The organism is Pseudomonas sp. PDM09, assembly GCF_014852305.1.
GTDB lineage: Bacteria > Pseudomonadota > Gammaproteobacteria > Pseudomonadales > Pseudomonadaceae > Aquipseudomonas.
On sequence record NZ_JACVBI010000005.1, the window covers coordinates 56,867 to 74,850 of the forward strand.

Annotated in this window: 15 protein-coding genes; 6 read left to right on the forward strand and 9 right to left on the reverse strand. The window is 58.4% G+C overall.

Annotated elements, in window-relative coordinates:
• Positions 1 to 10 precede the first annotated feature (10 nt).
• Complete coding sequence (locus IB250_RS13840) at positions 11 to 853, reverse strand: type 1 glutamine amidotransferase domain-containing protein (RefSeq protein WP_192344489.1); 843 nt, start codon at positions 851 to 853, stop codon at positions 11 to 13.
• Between the two features lie 117 nt (positions 854 to 970).
• On the opposite strand from IB250_RS13840, the gene IB250_RS13845 reads away from it, so the two are divergent.
• Entirely contained in the window at positions 971 to 1,876 is a 906-nt protein-coding gene (locus IB250_RS13845) for a LysR family transcriptional regulator (protein WP_192344490.1), read from the forward strand.
• A 114-nt stretch (positions 1,877 to 1,990) separates the two neighbouring features.
• Here the strand turns inward: IB250_RS13845 and IB250_RS13850 are convergent, their stop codons facing one another.
• The 4 genes from IB250_RS13850 to xylA form a co-directional block, all read right to left on the reverse strand.
• Entirely contained in the window at positions 1,991 to 3,127 is a 1,137-nt protein-coding gene (locus tag IB250_RS13850) for a sugar ABC transporter permease (protein ID WP_192344491.1), read from the reverse strand.
• Positions 3,128 to 4,684, reverse strand: coding sequence for a D-xylose ABC transporter ATP-binding protein (gene xylG, locus IB250_RS13855; RefSeq protein WP_192344492.1), 1,557 nt, complete (start codon positions 4,682 to 4,684; stop codon positions 3,128 to 3,130).
• Positions 4,685 to 4,766: 82 nt separating this feature from the next.
• A complete protein-coding gene (xylF, locus tag IB250_RS13860; protein WP_192344493.1) occupies positions 4,767 to 5,768 on the reverse strand; it encodes a D-xylose ABC transporter substrate-binding protein in 1,002 nt (333 codons plus the stop codon).
• Positions 5,769 to 5,917: 149 nt separating this feature from the next.
• A complete protein-coding gene (gene xylA, locus IB250_RS13865; protein ID WP_192344494.1) occupies positions 5,918 to 7,234 on the reverse strand; it encodes a xylose isomerase in 1,317 nt (438 codons plus the stop codon).
• A 176-nt stretch (positions 7,235 to 7,410) separates the two neighbouring features.
• On the opposite strand from xylA, the gene IB250_RS13870 reads away from it, so the two are divergent.
• Positions 7,411 to 8,586, forward strand: a complete 1,176-nt coding sequence (locus IB250_RS13870) for a XylR family transcriptional regulator (protein ID WP_192344495.1) — start codon at positions 7,411 to 7,413, stop codon at positions 8,584 to 8,586.
• A gap of 124 nt (positions 8,587 to 8,710) precedes the next feature.
• On the opposite strand, the gene IB250_RS13875 is transcribed toward IB250_RS13870, so the two are convergent.
• Positions 8,711 to 9,403, reverse strand: coding sequence for an SOS response-associated peptidase family protein (locus tag IB250_RS13875; protein WP_192344496.1), 693 nt, complete (start codon positions 9,401 to 9,403; stop codon positions 8,711 to 8,713).
• Between the two features lie 429 nt (positions 9,404 to 9,832).
• Here IB250_RS13875 and gabP point away from each other — a divergent pair, with 429 nt between their 5' ends.
• The 4 genes from gabP (at position 9,833) to IB250_RS13895 (ending at position 15,042) form a co-directional block, all read left to right on the forward strand.
• On the forward strand, positions 9,833 to 11,239 hold the full coding sequence (gabP, locus tag IB250_RS13880; protein ID WP_192344497.1) for a GABA permease: 1,407 nt from the start codon (positions 9,833 to 9,835) through the stop codon (positions 11,237 to 11,239).
• A 113-nt stretch (positions 11,240 to 11,352) separates the two neighbouring features.
• Positions 11,353 to 12,444, forward strand: a complete 1,092-nt coding sequence (locus IB250_RS13885) for a GlxA family transcriptional regulator (RefSeq protein ID WP_192344498.1) — start codon at positions 11,353 to 11,355, stop codon at positions 12,442 to 12,444.
• 237 nt (positions 12,445 to 12,681) lie between these two features.
• Positions 12,682 to 13,779: a carboxynorspermidine decarboxylase gene (gene nspC, locus IB250_RS13890; protein ID WP_192344499.1), complete on the forward strand. Its 1,098-nt coding sequence runs from the start codon at positions 12,682 to 12,684 to the stop codon at positions 13,777 to 13,779.
• A gap of 27 nt (positions 13,780 to 13,806) precedes the next feature.
• On the forward strand, positions 13,807 to 15,042 hold the full coding sequence (locus tag IB250_RS13895) for a saccharopine dehydrogenase family protein (protein WP_033036557.1): 1,236 nt from the start codon (positions 13,807 to 13,809) through the stop codon (positions 15,040 to 15,042).
• A 121-nt stretch (positions 15,043 to 15,163) separates the two neighbouring features.
• Here the strand turns inward: IB250_RS13895 and IB250_RS13900 are convergent, their stop codons facing one another.
• The 3 genes from IB250_RS13900 to IB250_RS13910 are packed head-to-tail and all read right to left on the reverse strand — an operon-like array spanning position 15,164 to position 17,853.
• Positions 15,164 to 15,817 (reverse strand): TetR/AcrR family transcriptional regulator, encoded by a 654-nt coding sequence (locus IB250_RS13900; protein ID WP_192344500.1) that lies wholly within the window; start codon positions 15,815 to 15,817, stop codon positions 15,164 to 15,166.
• On the reverse strand, positions 15,804 to 16,655 hold the full coding sequence (locus IB250_RS13905) for a 3-hydroxybutyryl-CoA dehydrogenase (protein ID WP_192344501.1): 852 nt from the start codon (positions 16,653 to 16,655) through the stop codon (positions 15,804 to 15,806). The genes IB250_RS13900 and IB250_RS13905 overlap by 14 nt, the downstream gene beginning before the upstream one ends.
• 13 nt (positions 16,656 to 16,668) lie before the next feature.
• Positions 16,669 to 17,853 carry an acetyl-CoA C-acyltransferase family protein gene (locus IB250_RS13910; protein WP_192344502.1) on the reverse strand — a complete coding sequence of 395 codons (1,185 nt, stop codon included), beginning with the start codon at positions 17,851 to 17,853 and terminating at the stop codon, positions 16,669 to 16,671.
• Positions 17,854 to 17,984 lie beyond the last annotated feature (131 nt).

The following is a 17,984-nucleotide window of genomic DNA, read 5'->3' on the forward strand; positions in this document are numbered from 1 at the left end:
AGCAGGTGCGTTACTTCAATCGGAGGAGCAATGCCTTGCCGACCTCGGTGGCCGAGGCTGGATTCTGGCCCGTGATCAACTCGCGATCCAAGACTACATTGGGCGCCCAGTTTGCCGTGTTACTGCTGTACAACCCACCGGCTTTCTCCAGCGCGGTTTGCGGGTAGAACTTCATCTCGCCACCGTTGAGCAGACCTTTGGCTGCTTCCTCTTCCTTGTTGCTGATAACGGTCATCTTGTAGCCCGCATAGATCCAGTCGGCGCTGGCGTTCACCGGCTTCGCGGTCAGGAGTTGTCGGGTGAAGTTCTGCGCGTCGGGCAGGGTCGACAGCAAGGCGATCGGGCCGTGGCAGACGAGGGCAGTGGTCTTGCCTCGAGCATGGAAGTCCATCAGCAAGCGACCCAGCGCACGGCTATGCAGCAGATCCTGCATCGGCGCATGGCCACCAGGAATGTAGACAGCATCGAAATGCGCGTAGCCGATCTGCTCCACGCGAGCGAGGCTGATGACCGGTGATTGTTCCGGCACGGTCAGTTTCAATTGGCCGAGCAAATGCTTGTAGGTCTCAAGCGTGGCCTCATCGTTGTTGAAGTACAGTTTGTCGATAGACGTCTTGTCCACAGTCGGGACCTTACCTTTCGGGGTAGCGAAAGTGACATCATGGCCAGCGTCGAGCAGCATCTTCACGGGTTGCAACAGCTCGTTCAGGTAGAAACCGGTCGAGAAGACCTTGCCCTCCTTAAGATCGAGGGTCGCCGAATCGGATAGCACCACCAGCACGTTGCCAGCACTCGCCGTCAGGCTGGTGCCGACCAAGGCTGTAATCAGGGCAATACGGGTCATTGTCTTCATGTCGAGTCCGCAAACAGTTAGGCGAACGGTTGTCGCCTCTTCGCAGGACACTCTATTGGTGTGTTATATGGCGAAAAACCACCTAAAATGGAAATCATTTGGTCCTGGAAAGCAATAATGCCGCGTAAATTCGACCATCTTGGCGATGTGGAGGTTTTCATGCGTGTGGTGGAGCAGGGCACTGTCAGCGCTGCTGCCGTCTCACTGGCGACCACACCTTCGGTTCTCAGCCGCGCGTTGACCAGGCTTGAGTCGCGCCTTGGCGTGCAATTGTTGCGACGTACCACCCGCAGGCTCAGTCTCACAAACGCCGGCAGGTTGTATCTGGAGCAGACCCGTCTGGCATTTACCCAGATCGAAGAGGCGGAGCGAGCCATTCGCGGCCAGGAAGGCGAGTTGAGTGGACGCGTGCGCATGAGCGTACCGACAACATATGGGCATCACCGTCTGCCGCCGCTGCTCAGCGCATTTGCCAGGCAGTATCCTGCTGTTCAGGTGGAGCTCAGTATCACCAATCGCAACGTTGACCTGATTGCTGAGGGCTATGATCTGGCGATTCGCTTGGGACAGTTGCCTGACAGTGGCCTGGTCGGACGCAAGCTGGAAGATGCTCGATTGACTCTGGTCGCCTCACCCGAGTACCTGGCTCGCGCCGGTGTCCCTGCGACACTGGATATGTTGAGTGAACACGTTTGCTTGCCGTTCATCATGCCCAGCAGCGGCAAGATCGGGCCTTGGTTGTTCTGTCTTGACGGGGAAAACCTGGAGTGGATACCGCATGCCAATGTCGTGGTATCCGATGATGTCCTCGGAATCGTTTCATTAGCACAAAGCGGTCTGGGAATCTGTCAGACCTATGACTTCATCATCCGCGACAGGGTGCAGCGCGCAGAGTTGGTGGAGGTCCTTGTAGAGTTGGGTGGGCGCAGCAGGCCATTCTCGATTATCTATCCGCCTCACCGGCAGTTGTCAGCCGCATCCAGAGCGCTGATCGACTTCATCTTAGCCAAGACTCATCCCTGAGCTTCATCGACCCAAATCACCGGTCGCTAACCATCAGTGGCCGCATTACGACCACCACGACAACGCGCACCTCGCCTGAAGCAGACTGTCGTGAATCACCTCATCCACAGTGAATCAACGTCTCCCAGTCCGGGTGCTCACATCGACCCACACGGCCAACACCAGAATGCTGCCCTTGACGATCATCTGCCAGTAGCTGTCGACGTCGAGCATGGACATACCGTTGTCCAGGCTGGTGATGACCAGAGCGCCGAGGAGGGCGCCGTAGACGGTGCCGGAACCGCCGCGCATGGAGGTGCCGCCGATGAAGCACGCGGCGATGGCGTCGAGTTCGCCCATGCTGCCGGCCGAGGGCGAACCGGCGGCCAGTCGTGCGGTGTTGACCACGCCGGCGAGGGCGCACATCACGCCCATGATCCCGAAAATCCACAGCTTCACGGCCTGCACATTGATACCGGACAGGCGTGTCGCTTCCATATTGCTGCCCACGGAGTAGACGCGTCGGCCGAAGACGGTCTGGCTGGTCACGTAGCTGAACCCGCCCAGCAGAACCAGCAGAAGCAGGACCGGCACGGGAATGCCGTCATAGCTGTTGAGGGTCTGGACGAAGCCGGCCAGCACCGCGCCGATCAACAGCACGCGTATGGCGTCACGCACCAGTGAGTGTGCGGCCAGGCCGTGAAGGGCGCGATTGTGCCGTTGTTTCCAGGTCAGGAACAACGTCAGTGCGAACAGCAGTACGCCCAGGCCCGTGCCGATCGTGTGGGGCAAATAACCCTGGCCGATATAGACGAGCTCCGGCGATACCGGGGCGATGGTCGTGCCGCCGGTAATCCCCAGCAAAATGCCGCGGAAAGCCAGCATGCCCCCCAGCCCGACGATGAACGACGGTATGCGCAGGTAGGCGGCCATGTAGCCGTTGGCGAGGCCGATCAGCAGTCCGCATAGGGCGACAAGGCCCAGGTTCGCCAGCAGCGGCAGGTGGTAGATCACGTCGAGAATGGCCGCGATGCCACCGAGCAGGCCCAGCAATGAGCCCACCGATAAATCGATCTCGCCGCTGATGATGACCAGCACCATGCCGCAGGCGAGAATCCCGGTAATGGACATCTGGCGCAGCAAGTTGGAGAGGTTGCGCGGTGTCAGGAATCCACCCTCGGTCTGCCAGCTGAAGAACAGCCAGATAAACGCCACGGCAAACATCAGTGCGAGCATCTTGTAGCGAGTGAAGAGCTGTTTGACCTGATTCATTTACGCGGATTTCCGATCATTATTGTTATGGCCATCAGGCTGGCTGAGTGCGGCGGCGAGCAGCTGTTCCTGGGTGAGTCCGTGATTGATGAAGTCACCCCGCAACCGGCCTTCGCCGATCACCAGTACGCGGTCGGAAACGCCGAGCACTTCGGCGAGCTCCGAAGACACCATGATGATCGACACGCCTTCGGCCGCCAGCGCCCCCATCAGCTTATAGATCTCGTACTTGGCACCGACATCCACACCGCGGGTGGGCTCATCGAGAATCAGGACTCGGGGTTTGGTCAGCAGCATCTTCGCCAATACGGCTTTTTGTTGATTGCCGCCGGACAGGCTGGTGATCGGCAGGAACGGGCTCGCGGTCTTGAGATGCAGGCGCGAAATTTCCCGATCGATGCTGCTCAGTTCGGCTTCTGCATCGATGCGGGTCAGTTTCGAGTAACTGTCGAGCACGGCCAGGGTGATGTTCTGGCCGACGCCCAGGTCTGGAATGATGCCCTGGCGCTTGCGGTCCTCGGGCACCAGGCATAGGCCGGCACGGATTGACTTGAGCGGCGTGCGGGTGTCAATGAGTTGGCCGTCCAGCCAGACTTCGCCTTCGTGGCGACCGGGGTAGGCGCCGAACAGCGCTGTCACCAGTTCGGTGCGGCCTGCACCGACCAGCCCGGCGATGCCGAGGATTTCCCCGCGTTTGAGGCTGAAGGAAATATCGTCGACCCGTTTGCGCCTGGGGTTGTCGACGTCGTAGCAGGTGATGTGACGGGCCTCGAAAATCACCTCGCCAATGTCGTGTGGCTCGGTGGGGTAGAGGTTGCTCATTTCCCGTCCGACCATCTGGGTGATGATCTGTGGAATATCCATGTCCGCCATGGCGGTCGTCGCGATGTGTTTACCGTCACGGATCACCGAAATGGTGTCGCACACGGCAGCCACTTCATCGAGCTTGTGGGAGATGTAGACACAGGCGACACCCTTGGCCTTGAGGTCGCGGATGATGTCCAGCAGCACCTCGATTTCCGAACGGGTCAGGGCCGATGAAGGCTCGTCGAGGATCAGCAGACGCGCGTGCTTGTTCAGGGCCTTGGCGATTTCCACCAGTTGCTGATAGCCGCCGCCGTACTGCGAAACCGGCAGCGATACGTTCATGTCCGGCACTTTCAATTCACGCATCAGGGCTTCGGCGCGGTGGATCATCGCCGGGTAATTCATCCGCCCACCGGGCAGCGTCAGTTCATGGCCCATGAAAATGTTCTCGGCCACCGACAGGTCGGGAACCAGCGTCAGTTCCTGGTGAATGATGACGATGCCGGCGGCTTCCGTTTCGCTGATCGATTGCGCCTCGAGCGGTTGACCGTCCCAGAGGATTTCCCCGTCCCAGGTGCCATGGGGGTAGACCGCGGAAAGGATTTTCATCAGCGTGGACTTGCCGGCGCCATTCTCGCCGCACAGCCCGACGCACTCACCGGGCTTGACCGTGATGTCGATGCCATTGAGCGCTTTGACACCGCCGAAGGTTTTGACGATACCGTTCATTTGCAGCAGATAGTCGGACATGGCAGAGACTCATAAGCGGCAGGTACGAGGCGGGGCCCGCAGGAGCGAGCTGGCTCCTGCAGGGTGCATCACGAGGTGATGATTACTGCCCGGCAATCTGCGCCTTGGTGTAAAACCCGTCCTGTTCCAGCAGGTCGATGTTGTCCTTGGTCAACGGAGTCGGAGTGAGCAGGATGGTGTCGACTTTTTTGCTGCCGTTGTCGTACTGCGAGCTGTAAGCGGGTTTCTCATTACGCGCCAGTTGTACCGAGAGCTTGGCGGCTTCGGTGGCGATGAGTTTCAGCGGTTTGTACACGGTCATGGTTTGCGTGCCGGCGATCACTCGCTTGACCGCCGCGAGGTCTGCATCCTGCCCTGAAATCGGCACCTTGCCGGCTAGCTGCTGAGCGGCCAGTGCCTGGATGGCGCCGCCCGCCGTGGCGTCGTTGGAGGCGACGATGCCGTCGATTTTGTTGTCGTTGCGGGTCAAGGCGTTTTCAACAATGCTCAGCGCTTCGGTAGGATTCCATTCCTTCACCCATTGTTGGCCGACGATCTTGATATCCCCCTTGTCGATGGCCGGTTGCAGCACTTTCATCTGACCTTCGCGCAGGACTTTTGCATTGTTGTCGGTGGGCGCACCACCGAGCAGAAAGTAATTGCCCTTGGGCGCCGCGTGCAACACGCCGCTGGCCTGCATCTCGCCGACCTTTTCGTTATCGAAGGAAATGTAGGCGTCAATATCCGCGTTGAGTATCAGGCGGTCATAGGACACGACCTTGATCCCGGCTTTCTTCGCTTCGGCCACTGCGTTGGTCAGCACCGTGGCGTTGAACGGCACGATGACGATGACATCAACGCCACGGGAAATGAGGTTTTCGATTTGCGAAATCTGCTTTTGCTCGTTGGCATCGGCCGACTGTACGAAGACCTTGGCGTCCATTTTCTCCGCCGCCGCAACGAAGTAATCGCGGTCACGCGACCAGCGTTCCAGCCGCAGATCATCAATGGAGAAACCGATTTTCGGATGGGCAGCATCGGCCATTACCGGTAGCGACAGCAGCGCCAGGGCGCTGGCCAATAGCGCGCGTTTTACATTCTTCATGGTGGTGCGTCCTTTTATTTTTGTTTGAAAGACACTGCCTGACGATGAGTCTCGGGCTGGTAGAACTGTAGAGAATCGGCAGACGCAGCGGACACAGATTTGTCGTGCGAATGTCACAGCGTTGTTGCGCTCGTAGACTCCGTTGGCGATCAGCGATAGATAAACCGGTTGACGACGTTTTCGAGCATTTCCTGTCTGCCGCTGACGGCTTGCGGATTCAGTTCGTTGGCAAATGCATGTTCGGCCAATGACTGGAGGTTGAACTCACCTGTCAGCACCGCCTTCCCGAACGGCTGCTGCCAGCCGGCGTAGCGCTGATCCTTGAGCAACTGAAGCTGGTCGTTCAGCACCATGGCGGCAGCCCGCTCCAGAGACTGGGCGAGGACGTCCATTGCGCCGACGTGGCCATGGAACAGATCGATCTCATCGAGGCTCTGGCGGCGAACCTTGGAGTCGAAGTTGTACCCGCCATTCTTGAACCCGCCGGCCTTGAGAATTTCATAGGTGGCCAGGGTCATTTCTTCGACGCTATTGGGGAATTGATCGGTGTCCCAGCCGTTTTGCGGATCACCGCGGTTGGCGTCGATGCTGCCGAAAATCCCCAGCGAGACGGCCGTCGCAATCTCGTGATGAAAGCTATGACCTGCCAGGGTCGCGTGGTTGGCTTCGATGTTGACCTTGATTTCCTTTTCCAGGCCGAACTGCTGGAGAAAGCCAAACACGGTGGCGCTGTCGTAATCGTATTGGTGCTTGGCCGGCTCCTGCGGCTTGGGTTCGATCAGCAGGTCGCCTTTGAAACCGATCTTGTGCTTGTGCTCGACCACCATGCGCATGAAGCGGCCCAATTGTTCGCGTTCACGCTTCAAGTCGGTATTGAGCAGGGTTTCGTAGCCTTCGCGACCGCCCCACAACACGTAATTGGACCCTTTCAGGCGTTGGGTCGCGTTCATGGCGCTGAAGACCTGGGCAGCGGCGAAGGCAAACACTTCGGGGTCCGGGTTGCTGGCGGCGCCTGCGGCAAAGCGCGGGTTGCTGAAGCAGTTGGCGGTGCCCCACAGCAGCTTGATCCCGCTTTCTTCTTGGTGTCGCTCCAGGTGATCAATCATTTGCGCGAAGTGGTTGCGGTACTCCTTCAGTGAGTTGCCTTCCGGGGCGACATCCGTGTCGTGGAAGCAGTAATAGTCGATACCCAGTTTGGAGAAGAACTCGAACGCGGCTTCCGCCTTGCCAACGGCCAGCTCCATCGGGTCGCCGGCGTGTTGCCAAGGGCGCTTGAAAGTACCTGCACCGAACACGTCGGAACCCGGCCAGACGAAGGTGTGCCAATAACAGGCGGCCATGCGCAGGTGTTCGCGCATGGGTTTGCCGAGGATGATTTTGTCGGCGTCGTAGTGACGGAAGGCGAGGGGAGAATCGCTGGCAGGGCCTTCGTAGCGAATCTTGTCGACATCGGGGAAGTACAGCATTGGCAATGTCCTTGTTGTTCTTGGCGGTGTCTCGATACTAGCAACGGCCCCTTGCCTGCTGATTATGAAAATCACCAACACAGGGTGCGATTTTGCGTATTGAGATTCGTCGTCTGCGCGCCTAGTCTGTGCAAACCGCCTCCGTGACAAGGGGCCCCGGAACAAACATAAAAACAATGAAAACAGTACCGCCTGTTCACCGCATCGCACTGTTGTTCAACGGGAGCAAGATCTATGACCGGGGCATCATTAGCGGCATCGGTAACTACCTGAGCAGCACCCGCGCGTCCTGGGACCTGTTCCTGGAAGAGGATTTTCTCTGCCGGTTGAAAGGAATCGAGCGCTGGCAAGGTGACGGGATCATTGCTGACTTCGATGATCCGCTGATTGGCGAGGCGCTGGCCGACATCAAGTTGCCGGTGGTGGCGGTGGGTGGTTCTTATCAGGATGAGCGGGCCTACCCGAAAGGGATCCCGTACGTCGCCACCGACAATAGCGCACTGATTACCCTGGCTTACGCGCACTTGATCGAGGCCGGGCTGCAGCGTTTTGCCTGCTTCAGCCTGCCTGAAGCGCAGGCCAATCGTTGGGCCCAGGAGCGGGAAAAATCCTTTCAACGACTGATGCAACGTGACGGCTTGCACGCCGAGGTCTATCGCGGCATGGGAACCAGCGCACCGCTCTGGGACAGCGCCGTCGAACAACTGATCGCCTGGCTGCAAAGCCTGCCCAAGCCCATCGGTATCATCGCCGTCAGTGACGCCCGCGCCCGGCAGTTGCTGCAAGCCTGCCTGACCGCCGGAATCGCCGTACCGGAGCAGGTGGCGTTGATCGGTATCGACAACGACCCACTCACACGCAGCCTGACCCGGGTTCCCCTGAGCTCGGTTATCCAGGGCACCGAAACCATGGGCCGCACCGCCGCGCAATTACTCCACCAGATGCTGCACGGCATGCCGTCCACGGGCACGCACATCCTGATTCCGCCTGATGCGATCAACGTGCAGGTGTCGAGTTTGCACCAACCTTTGGGCAACCCCTACGTCATGCAAGCGCTGCTGTTTATCCGCCAATATGCCTGTCAGGGCATCAAGACGGCACAGGTGGCGGCTTATGTCGGCGTGTCGCGCTCATCGCTGGAATCGCACTTTCGCATCGTGCGAGGCTGCAGCGTGCACGACGAGATTTTGCGTTTCAAATTGGCGGCGGCCACCAGCAGGCTGGAAAATACCGACACCGCGATTGCGGACGTTGCCCGCACTTGCGGTTTCAAATCCGCACAATATCTATACACGGTTTTCCGTCGCGAGTTTGGATGTACGCCTCGTGAATATCAGCAGGGGGCTAGATAGTGATGCGGGGTGCGATTGGTCGATTGTTGTGGGGGGGGGAGGGATGGTTTCGGCCAAATGCAGTCCTTCTGACGCTCCTGGGCAAACCGACATGACCTGATTTAGGTACCAACGCTGCTACTAGTTAGATAAGCGGATCGCTGGGATTGATCAGGCCGCTTTGCTGATTGCGGATATTACCGATAGCGCGGTCGACCTTGAACCACTCGAAAGCCTCCGGCGGTTCCCACTGTAATAGCATTATTTGCTCCGCGCGCTTTTCCGATGTAGCTGGATTCAGCCATTCCCGCGCCAGTTCGGGATTGAGCGTCACTGGCTGCCAGTCGTGTATATCCACCACGCCGCCCTTGCTGTCGGCGCTGATGAACACGAAGCCGTCATGCGCTTCCGGTGCATGCTCGGCGGTGGGGTACTGGCCTATCGCGGTGCAGAAGATTGGGGCGCGATCCTTGCGCCGGATCAGATAAGGCTGTGTTTTCGCTCCACCTTCGTCCACCCATTCAAACCAGTTGTCGATCGCGATGATCGCCCGATGCGGCCATATCGTTCTGAAGAATGGATTATGGGCAACTCCGTCTACTCGGACCTTGATCGGCGCGGCATGCTGCTCCATTGCCCAGCGTGGCCGCCATCCCCAGCGCACCATATCGGCTCGCATAAACTGACCTTCCTGGTGGAAGAGGGCGAGCTGAGCGGATGGCGCGACGTTGTAGAGCTCTAAAGGCTGGTCTCCTGCATAGTTGATCAATGCGTTTGGAATGTTGAGCGCCGCGACAAAGTCATGAATGCCTCGGTACTGGGAAAGACGTCCGCACATAGTTGGAAGCCTCCGGTTGTGTTTTCAGCGTAGTCCAGAACCTGGCGGCTTGATGAGGAAACCTTGTCTCAGTGTCGACCCGAACATCGGTTTGGGGTGTGGCGCGCACTGAGCCATAGGCCGATTTCTATATTGCTGAGTGGCAATGGCCAGCTTCGGTCTCTTTTTTTCGGGTAATGCACCACACGCGATACGCGCAACGCGTGTCGAAATCAGACTCGTAAGTGGCGCACTCGGGCTACTGGCTTCCAAGTCAAGACGCGTAAGGTGGCGCGTCACTTCATGGTCGGGTGCGGCTGTGATGCTTGATTTAGAAACTCCGGAGCGTTGAGGTGCGCCGCGTTCGAGACGCGGCAACAGGGAAAAATGATGATCGCCTGACCCTCAGTCAGTACGCCTAACGTCGATCACCAGAGAACAAAAAAAACAATGAATAACCTGAACTCCAGAGATTCGAACGGTCAGTTGGCGCAGGGTTTCAAACCGCGTCACGTCACAATGCTTTCTATCGCGGGGATTATCGGCGCAGGTCTGTTTGTTGGCTCCGGACATGCCATCGCTGCGGCGGGGCCGGCGGTATTGCTGGCTTATCTGTTTTCCGGCCTTTTGGTCGTTCTGGTCATGCGCATGCTGGGCGAAATGGCGGTTGCCAACCCGGACACCGGATCGTTCTCTACCTACGCCGACCAGGCAATCGGACGTTGGGCAGGCTTCACTATCGGCTGGCTCTATTGGTGGTTCTGGGTGCTGGTGATACCCATCGAGGCGCTCGCGGCCGGGCATGTATTGAACCAATGGTTCCCGCAGATCGATACCTGGTTGTTTGCCTTGACGTCGATCATCCTGTTAGTCGTGACTAACCTGTTCAGCGTGTCCAAATACGGCGAGTTCGAATTCTGGTTTGCGATGGCCAAGGTCGTGGCGATCATCGGCTTTATCGGCCTTGGTTTTGCGGTGTTGATGGGTTGGATTCCCGAGCGCGAAGCCAGCGGGTTGAGTCGACTCATGGAGGAACATGGCGGTTTCGCGCCCAACGGTTTGTCTGCGGTTGTCGGGGCTTTCATCACTATCATGTTCAGCTTCATCGGTACAGAAGCGGTGACCATTGCCGCTGCCGAATCCAGCAACCCGGCGCAGAACATCGCCAAAGCCACACGCTCGGTGATCTGGCGGATCGGGGTGTTCTACCTGCTGTCCATTTTCGTGGTCATTTCCGTGGTGCCCTGGAATGATCCGTTGCTGGCGTCGGTGGGCTCTTACCAGCGAGCGCTGGAGCTGATGAACATTCCCCACGCCAAGTTAATGGTAGATGTGGTGGTGCTGATTGCCGTGGCCAGCTGCATGAACTCGTCGATCTATATTGCCTCGCGCATGTTGTTTTCGCTGGGCAAGCGCGGTGATGCACCGAAGCCGCTGAAGGTGACGTCGTCGTGTGGCGTGCCGAGGGCAGCGGTGATCGCCAGCACCGTACTGGGAGCCGGCGTGACCTTGTTCAGCTACTTCATGCCCGCCGGACTGTTTCAGTTTCTGCTCGCCAGCTCCGGCGCCATCGCCTTGCTGGTCTACTTGGCTATTGCAGTGTCGCAACTGCGCATGCGCAAGATTCTGCGTCGGCAGAATGTCACGCTGACCTTCAAAATGTGGTTGTTCCCCTGGCTCACCTGGTTTGTCATCGCCTTCATCTGCGCAGCGTTGGCGGTGATGATGGTGACGCCCGAGCACCGTATGGAAGTTTCTTCGACCATCGGTCTGGCGCTGGTGATTTCCTTTATCGGCCTTGTGACCGCGCGTCAGCATGGGCAGCCGCGCAGTGCAGTGTCGGCGGAAAGTGCATAGCAGCTCTATTAGCGTAAACCTGCTTGCGATCTTTTCAGTGCGCCAGCAGTGGCGGGGCGGTTAACGCCGCCAGCGCCACGGGCCATTGCCGCTCACTGCGAGAAAAAACTTCGATGGCATACGACACCTCCAAGGCCGTTCCTCTGCAAACCATTGGTTTTTTGCTGCTGGACCAGTTCACGCTGATCTCTTTGGCATCTGCCATTGAGCCTCTGCGAATGGCCAATCAGTTGACCGGACAAGAGCTGTACCGCTGGCACACCTTCAGCTTGGGGGGCGAGCGAGTGTGGGCGAGCGATGGCATGCCGATCACCCCGGATGCGGCGATCAATAACGCACCGATACTCGATACCGTGATCGTCTGCGGTGGCATTGGCATTCAAAGCGCGGTGACCCGAGAGCACGTTACCTGGTTGCGAGCCCAGGCGCGGCGCGCGAAGCGGATAGGGGGCGTGTGCACAGGGAGTTGGGCCTTGGCCCAGGCAGGCTTGCTCGATGGCTTCGATTGCAGCGTGCACTGGGAGTTTCTGGCGGCCATGCAGGAAGCATTTCCGCGAGTGAACCTCAGCTCCAGTCTATTCACCCTTGACCGAGACCGCTTCACCAGTTCCGGTGGCACCGCGCCAATGGACATGATGCTGCACCTGATCAGTCGCGATCATGGTCATGAACTGTCAGCGGCCATCTCCGACATGTTCGTCTACGAGCGAATCCGCAACGAACAGGATCATCAACGGGTGCCCCTTAAACACATGCTTGGTACCCACCAACCGAAATTGCAGGAAATCGTCGCCTTGATGGAGGCCAATCTGGAAGAGCCGATCGACCTCGACGAACTGGCGAACTATGTCAGTTTGTCCCGTCGACAGCTGGAGCGGTTATTCCAGAAATACCTGCATTCCTCCCCATCACGCTACTACCTCAAGCTGCGTCTGATCCGCGCTCGTCAGTTACTCAAGCAAACGCCGATTTCGATAGTAGAGTTGTCGGTGGTGTGTGGCTTTGTGTCCACACCCCATTTTTCAAAGTGCTATCGCGAGTATTTCGGCATTCCACCCAGCGATGAGCGCTTGGCGACGCAAACGCAACCGCAAGTGACATCAAGGCCGGTTGTACAGGCGTTGCCAATGGCAAGGCCGATGAGTTTGCTGGATCAGGCTCGTGATGAATCAACGTTCGCCAGTATCAAAATTCTGAAGCCCTGAACGATCCGGTACGCGATAAAGTCAGCATCTGAAACCGAAATAGCGTCGATACTTCCCGAGCGATGAAGTACTGCATTGTGTTCGAGAAAGCAGCCGCCGTTTGAGCTGCCGCTGACGCTGGCTTCTGGATCCAATCAAGGACGGCTCGGCAAACTGCGCTCTCTGCTCTTTCGATAAGTTGCCAGTGAAGGCACAATGCGCATCCTTTTTTTGGCTGGCCTTGCCGGAGGCCTCGAAATGATCAAGACGCCGTACTACCTCATCGACAAACAAAAGCTGCTGGCGAACATGCAGAAGATCGCTTATGTGCGCGAACAGTCCGGGGCCAAGGCCCTGCTGGCACTCAAGTGCTTCGCCACCTGGTCGGTGTTCGACCTGATGCAGCAATACATGGACGGCACTACGTCGTCGTCGCTCTACGAGCTCAAGCTCGGTCGACAGAAGTTCGCTGGCGAGACCCATGCCTACAGCGTGGCCTGGGCCGACGACGAGATCGAGGAGATGCTCGACAACTGCGACAAGATCATCTTCAACTCCATCGGCCAGCTGCAGCGCTACGCCGAGGCTTCAGCCGGCAAGGTGCGCGGTCTGCGGGTCAATCCGCAGGTGAGCAGCTCGGATTACCTGCTGGCCGATCCGGCGCGGCCGTTCAGCCGTCTGGGTGAGTGGGATCCGGTGAAGATCGAGCAAGTCATCGAGCAGATCTCGGGCTTCATGTTCCACAACAACTGCGAGAACGCCGACTTCGGCCTGTTCGACCAAATGTTGAGCACCATCGAAGAGCGGTTCGGCCATCTGCTGCACAAGGTCGAATGGGTCAGCCTGGGCGGCGGCATTCACTTCACCGGTGAAGGCTACGCGATCGACGAATTCTGCGCGCGGCTCAAGGCCTTCTCGCAGAAATACGGCGTGCAGGTCTACCTGGAGCCGGGCGAAGCCGCCATCACCCAGAGCGCTTCGCTGGAAGTCACCGTGCTCGACACTCTCTACAACGGCAAGCACCTGGCCGTCGTGGACAGCTCCATCGAGGCGCATATGCTCGATCTGCTGATCTATCGCCTGAATGCCAAGCTGGCGCCCAGCGAGGGCGAACACACCTACATGGTGTGCGGCAAATCCTGCCTGGCCGGCGACATTTTCGGCGAGTATCAATTTGATCGTCCCTTGGCTATCGGTGATCGGCTGTCGTTCGTCGACGCGGCGGGTTACACCATGGTCAAGAAGAACTGGTTCAACGGCCTGAAAATGCCGTCCATCGTAGTGAAACAACTCGACGGTAGTGTCGAGATGGTTCGTGAGTTTGGTTTCAACGACTACATGTCCAGCCTTTCGTAAGCTGGCAGAGAAGGAGAGAGAGAAAAATTGAAGAAGAACGTGCTTATCATTGGTGCAGGAGGTGTCGCCAAGGTGGTGGCCCACAAGTGCGCGCAGCACAACGATGAACTCGGTCGTATTGCTATCGCGTCGCGCAACATCTCCAAATGCCAGGCCATCATCGACAGCGTCAAGGCCAAGGGCAGCCTCAAAGAGCCCGCTGACATCAAAGCCTTCTCGCTGAACGCTATGGATGTCGAGGCGACCAAGGCGCTGATCCGCGAAACCGGATCGCAGATCGTCATCAACGTTGGTTCTGCCTTCCTCAACATGTCGGTGCTGCGTGCCTGCATCGATACCGGCGTGGCCTACCTGGACACCGCCATTCACGAAGAACCGGGCAAAATCTGCGAGACGCCGCCCTGGTACGGCAACTACGAGTGGAAGCACCTCGAGGAATGCAAAGAGAAGAACATCACCGCCATCCTCGGTGTGGGCTTCGACCCGGGTGTGGTCAACGCCTATGCAGCGTTGGCGCAACAACAGTATTTCGACCGTATTGATTCGATCGACATTCTCGACGTCAATGCCGGCTCCCATGGCAAGTATTTCGCCACCAATTTCGATCCGGAAATCAACTTCCGCGAATTCACCGGACAAGTGTGGAGCTGGCAGAACAGTCAGTGGACCAGCAACACAATGTTCGAAGTCAAACGCACCGACGACCTGCCAGTCGTAGGGGCGCAGAACCTGTACCTGACCGGCCACGATGAAGTGCACTCCCTGTCCAAGAACCTCGGCGTGCCCAACGTGCGTTTCTGGATGAGCTTTGGCGAGCACTACATCAATGTGTTCACCGTACTCAAGAACCTCGGCCTGCTCTCCGAGCAACCGGTCAAAACCGCTGAAGGCCTGGAAGTCGTGCCGCTGAAAGTAGTCAAGGCCGTGCTCCCTGATCCGAGCTCGCTGGCGCCTGGCTACACCGGCAAGACCTGCATCGGCGACCTGGTAAAAGGCACCAAGGATGGCCAGCCGCGCGAAGTGTTCATCTACAACGTCGCCGACCACGAAGAAGCCTTTGCCGAAACCGACAGCCAGGGCATTTCCTATACCGCTGGGGTGCCACCTGTGGCGGCCGCCCTGTTGGTCGCCCGTGGCGAATGGGATGTGCAACGCATGGCCAACGTCGAGGAGCTACCGGCCGAGCCGTTCCTCAAGGCGCTGGATGTGATGGGTCTGCCGACCCGCATCAAGGACGAGAATGGAGACCGTCCCTGGAGCTGAAACGCCTGAGGCGTGCGAAATACAGGTGAATCTTGTATTTCGCTCCAAACACAAAAACGCCGCTCATTGAGCGGCGTTTTTGTTTGTGTGTCATCTGTTGTGCCAATCCCGGTGCGGGATTTTATTGCATGGGGTCTTGCGACCGTGGATACACGTCCTGTTTTTTGATCACACTGGCCAGGCGCGGCTTATCACCTGGCGCCAGCAATCGCTCGATGGCGCCACTCACCATGTTTTCCAGCAGATTATCGCGCTCTTGTTCATCCAGCGAATAGTGCGTCAGCCAACTGGGCGCGCTGTTGAGCAGGGCGGCAATGGCATGACCGACGGCCAACACGCCCTGTTCACTGAACCGGGGGCGGATGCGCAGTATCAGCAGCAACTTGCGTTCGTACTGCTCGCGCAGTTGCCGGACCCGTTCTTGTTGCTCTTCATTCAGGCAACCGCTGTCACGCTCCACCAGACGAAAATGCCAGGGCATTTCCTGATGCAGATTCAGGTGCGCGCGAATCAATTGGTTGAGTCTGTCGCGTTTTGCCGGGGCCGTTTGTTCGATGCGCCCCAACGTGGCCAGCAGCTCTTCGTAAAACTCCTCGATCAGGTCGAGCAGCAGGTGCTGCTTGCTGGGGTAATGGTGATACAGCGAGCCTGGGGCGAGCCCCAGGCAGGTCGCGAGCTCCCGCATACCGACTTGACCGAAACCCTTGCTGGCAAAGAGCTCCAGCACCTTGTCCCGGTATTCGGCGAAGCGTGAGCACCGCTCAGGCATAGGCATGGAAGCCACGCCCCGTTTTGCGTCCCAGGTAACCAGCGGCGACCATTTCCTTGAGCAGTGGAGCGGGGCGGTATTTGCTGTCGTTGAAGCCGTCGTAGAAGGCTTCAAGGATTGCCAGCACGGTGTCCAGGCCAATCAGGTCCGCCAACGCCAGCGGGCCGATCGGCTGGTTGCAGCCCAGGCGCATGCCGGCGTCGATGTCGTCGACGCTGGCCAGGCCTTCCTGAAACACCAGGATCGCTTCATTGATCATCGGCACCAGAATCCGGTTGACCACGAAACCCGGACGGTTGCCGGCGGTGATCGCGGTTTTGCCGAGTGTGGTCGCCATGTCCAGCGCCAGGGCGTGGGTGGCATCGCTGGTTTGCAGGCCACGAATCACTTCGATCAGGCCCATCACCGGCACAGGATTGAAAAAGTGCAGACCGATGAAACGTTCAGGCTGGCTCACACTGGCGGCGAGCTGCGTAATGGACAGCGACGACGTGTTGGAGGCGATCACGCAGTCAGCGCTGACCTGCGCGGCGATTTGTTGTAGCAAGCGCAGTTTCAGGTCGAGGTTTTCGGTGGCGGCTTCAATCACCAGCTGCACGTTTTGCAGGCTGTTGTAATCGGTGCTGGTGCGAATCTTGTCGAGGGCAGCGAGCTTTTGCTCATGCGTCAGCGTGTTTTTGGCGACCTGCCGATCAAGGTTTTTATCGACGGTCGCGATTGCCTTTTGCAAGGCACTCTCGGCAATGTCGATCAAAGTCACGTTGAAGCCGGCCAGAGCGCAGACTTGCGCGATGCCATTGCCCATGGTGCCGGCGCCGATGACGCCGATGTTCTGAAGAATCATGCGCATGTCCTTATCAAACCCGCTCGAACAACACGGCGATGCCTTGGCCGCCGCCGATGCACATGGTCGCCAGGGCATAACGGCCTTGGCAGCGATGCAGTTCGTGAATGGCTTTGGTGGCGATGATCGCGCCAGTGGCGCCCACCGGATGGCCCAACGAGATGCCCGAACCGTTGGGGTTGACCTTCTGTGGATCGAAGCCCAGTTCTTGCGCTACGGCACAGGCTTGGGCCGCGAAGGCTTCGTTGGACTCGATCACATCAAGGTCGGCAACGGTCAGGCCGGCGCGCTTGAGCACCAGGCGGGTGGCGGGAATCGGACCCAGTCCCATCATCGACGGTTCAACGCCTGCATGGGCATAACCCACCAGTCGAGCCATAGGCTTGAGGCCTTGTTCCTGAACAGTCTGGCCCGTGGCCATGATCAGTGCGCCGGCACCATCATTGAGGCCGGACGCGTTGCCGGCGGTGACGCTACCGTCTTTCTTGAAGGCGGGTTTCATTCGGCTCAATTGCTCGGCGTTAACCTCGGCCCGAACATGCTCATCCGTCGCAAACGTAACCGTCCCTTTGCGGGTTTCAATTTCGATCGGCACGATCTGCCCGGCAAAACGCCCTTCGGCAATCGCCCGGGCAGCACGCTGCTGGCTGAGCAGCGCCAATTCGTCCTGGGCCTGACGCGTGATGCCATAGTGTTCGGCGATATTTTCAGCGGTGATACCCATGTGGAAACCGGCAAACGGGTCTTGCAGTGCCCCAAGCATGTAGTCGACGGCCTGCATGTCGCCCATGCGTGCGCCCCAGCGCGCCTGCGGCAACAAGTACGCGCCTCGGCTCATGGACTCGACGCCGCCTGCCAGTGCAGCGCCCGCATCCCCCAGCATCAAACTTTGCGCGGCACTGACAATCGCCTGCAAACCCGAACCGCACAGGCGGTTGACGTTGAAGGCGGGCGTTTCTTTCGTCAGGCCGGCATTCATCGCGACCACCCGAGAGATGTAGGCATCGCGTGCCTCGGTCGGGATCACATGTCCCATCACTGCATGACCGATGTGCTCGGGCGCCAGGCCTGAACGTTCGATGGCGGCGCGGCAAACGTCGGTTGCCAACTGAATAGGCGGCACATCCTTGAGTGAACCGCCAAAACTGCCAATGGCAGAACGAACGGCGCTCACTACAAAAATATCGGAATGGTTCATGTTGGCTCTCTGAATAGGTCTTTTTTGTTGGGCACGAGTCTAGAATCAGCAGCGCCACTGGCCTATGCCAAAACTGTTCAAGGGTGATGGCGTTTTTTGCCATATTCAGATGTGACGAGAGAGGCATTCAA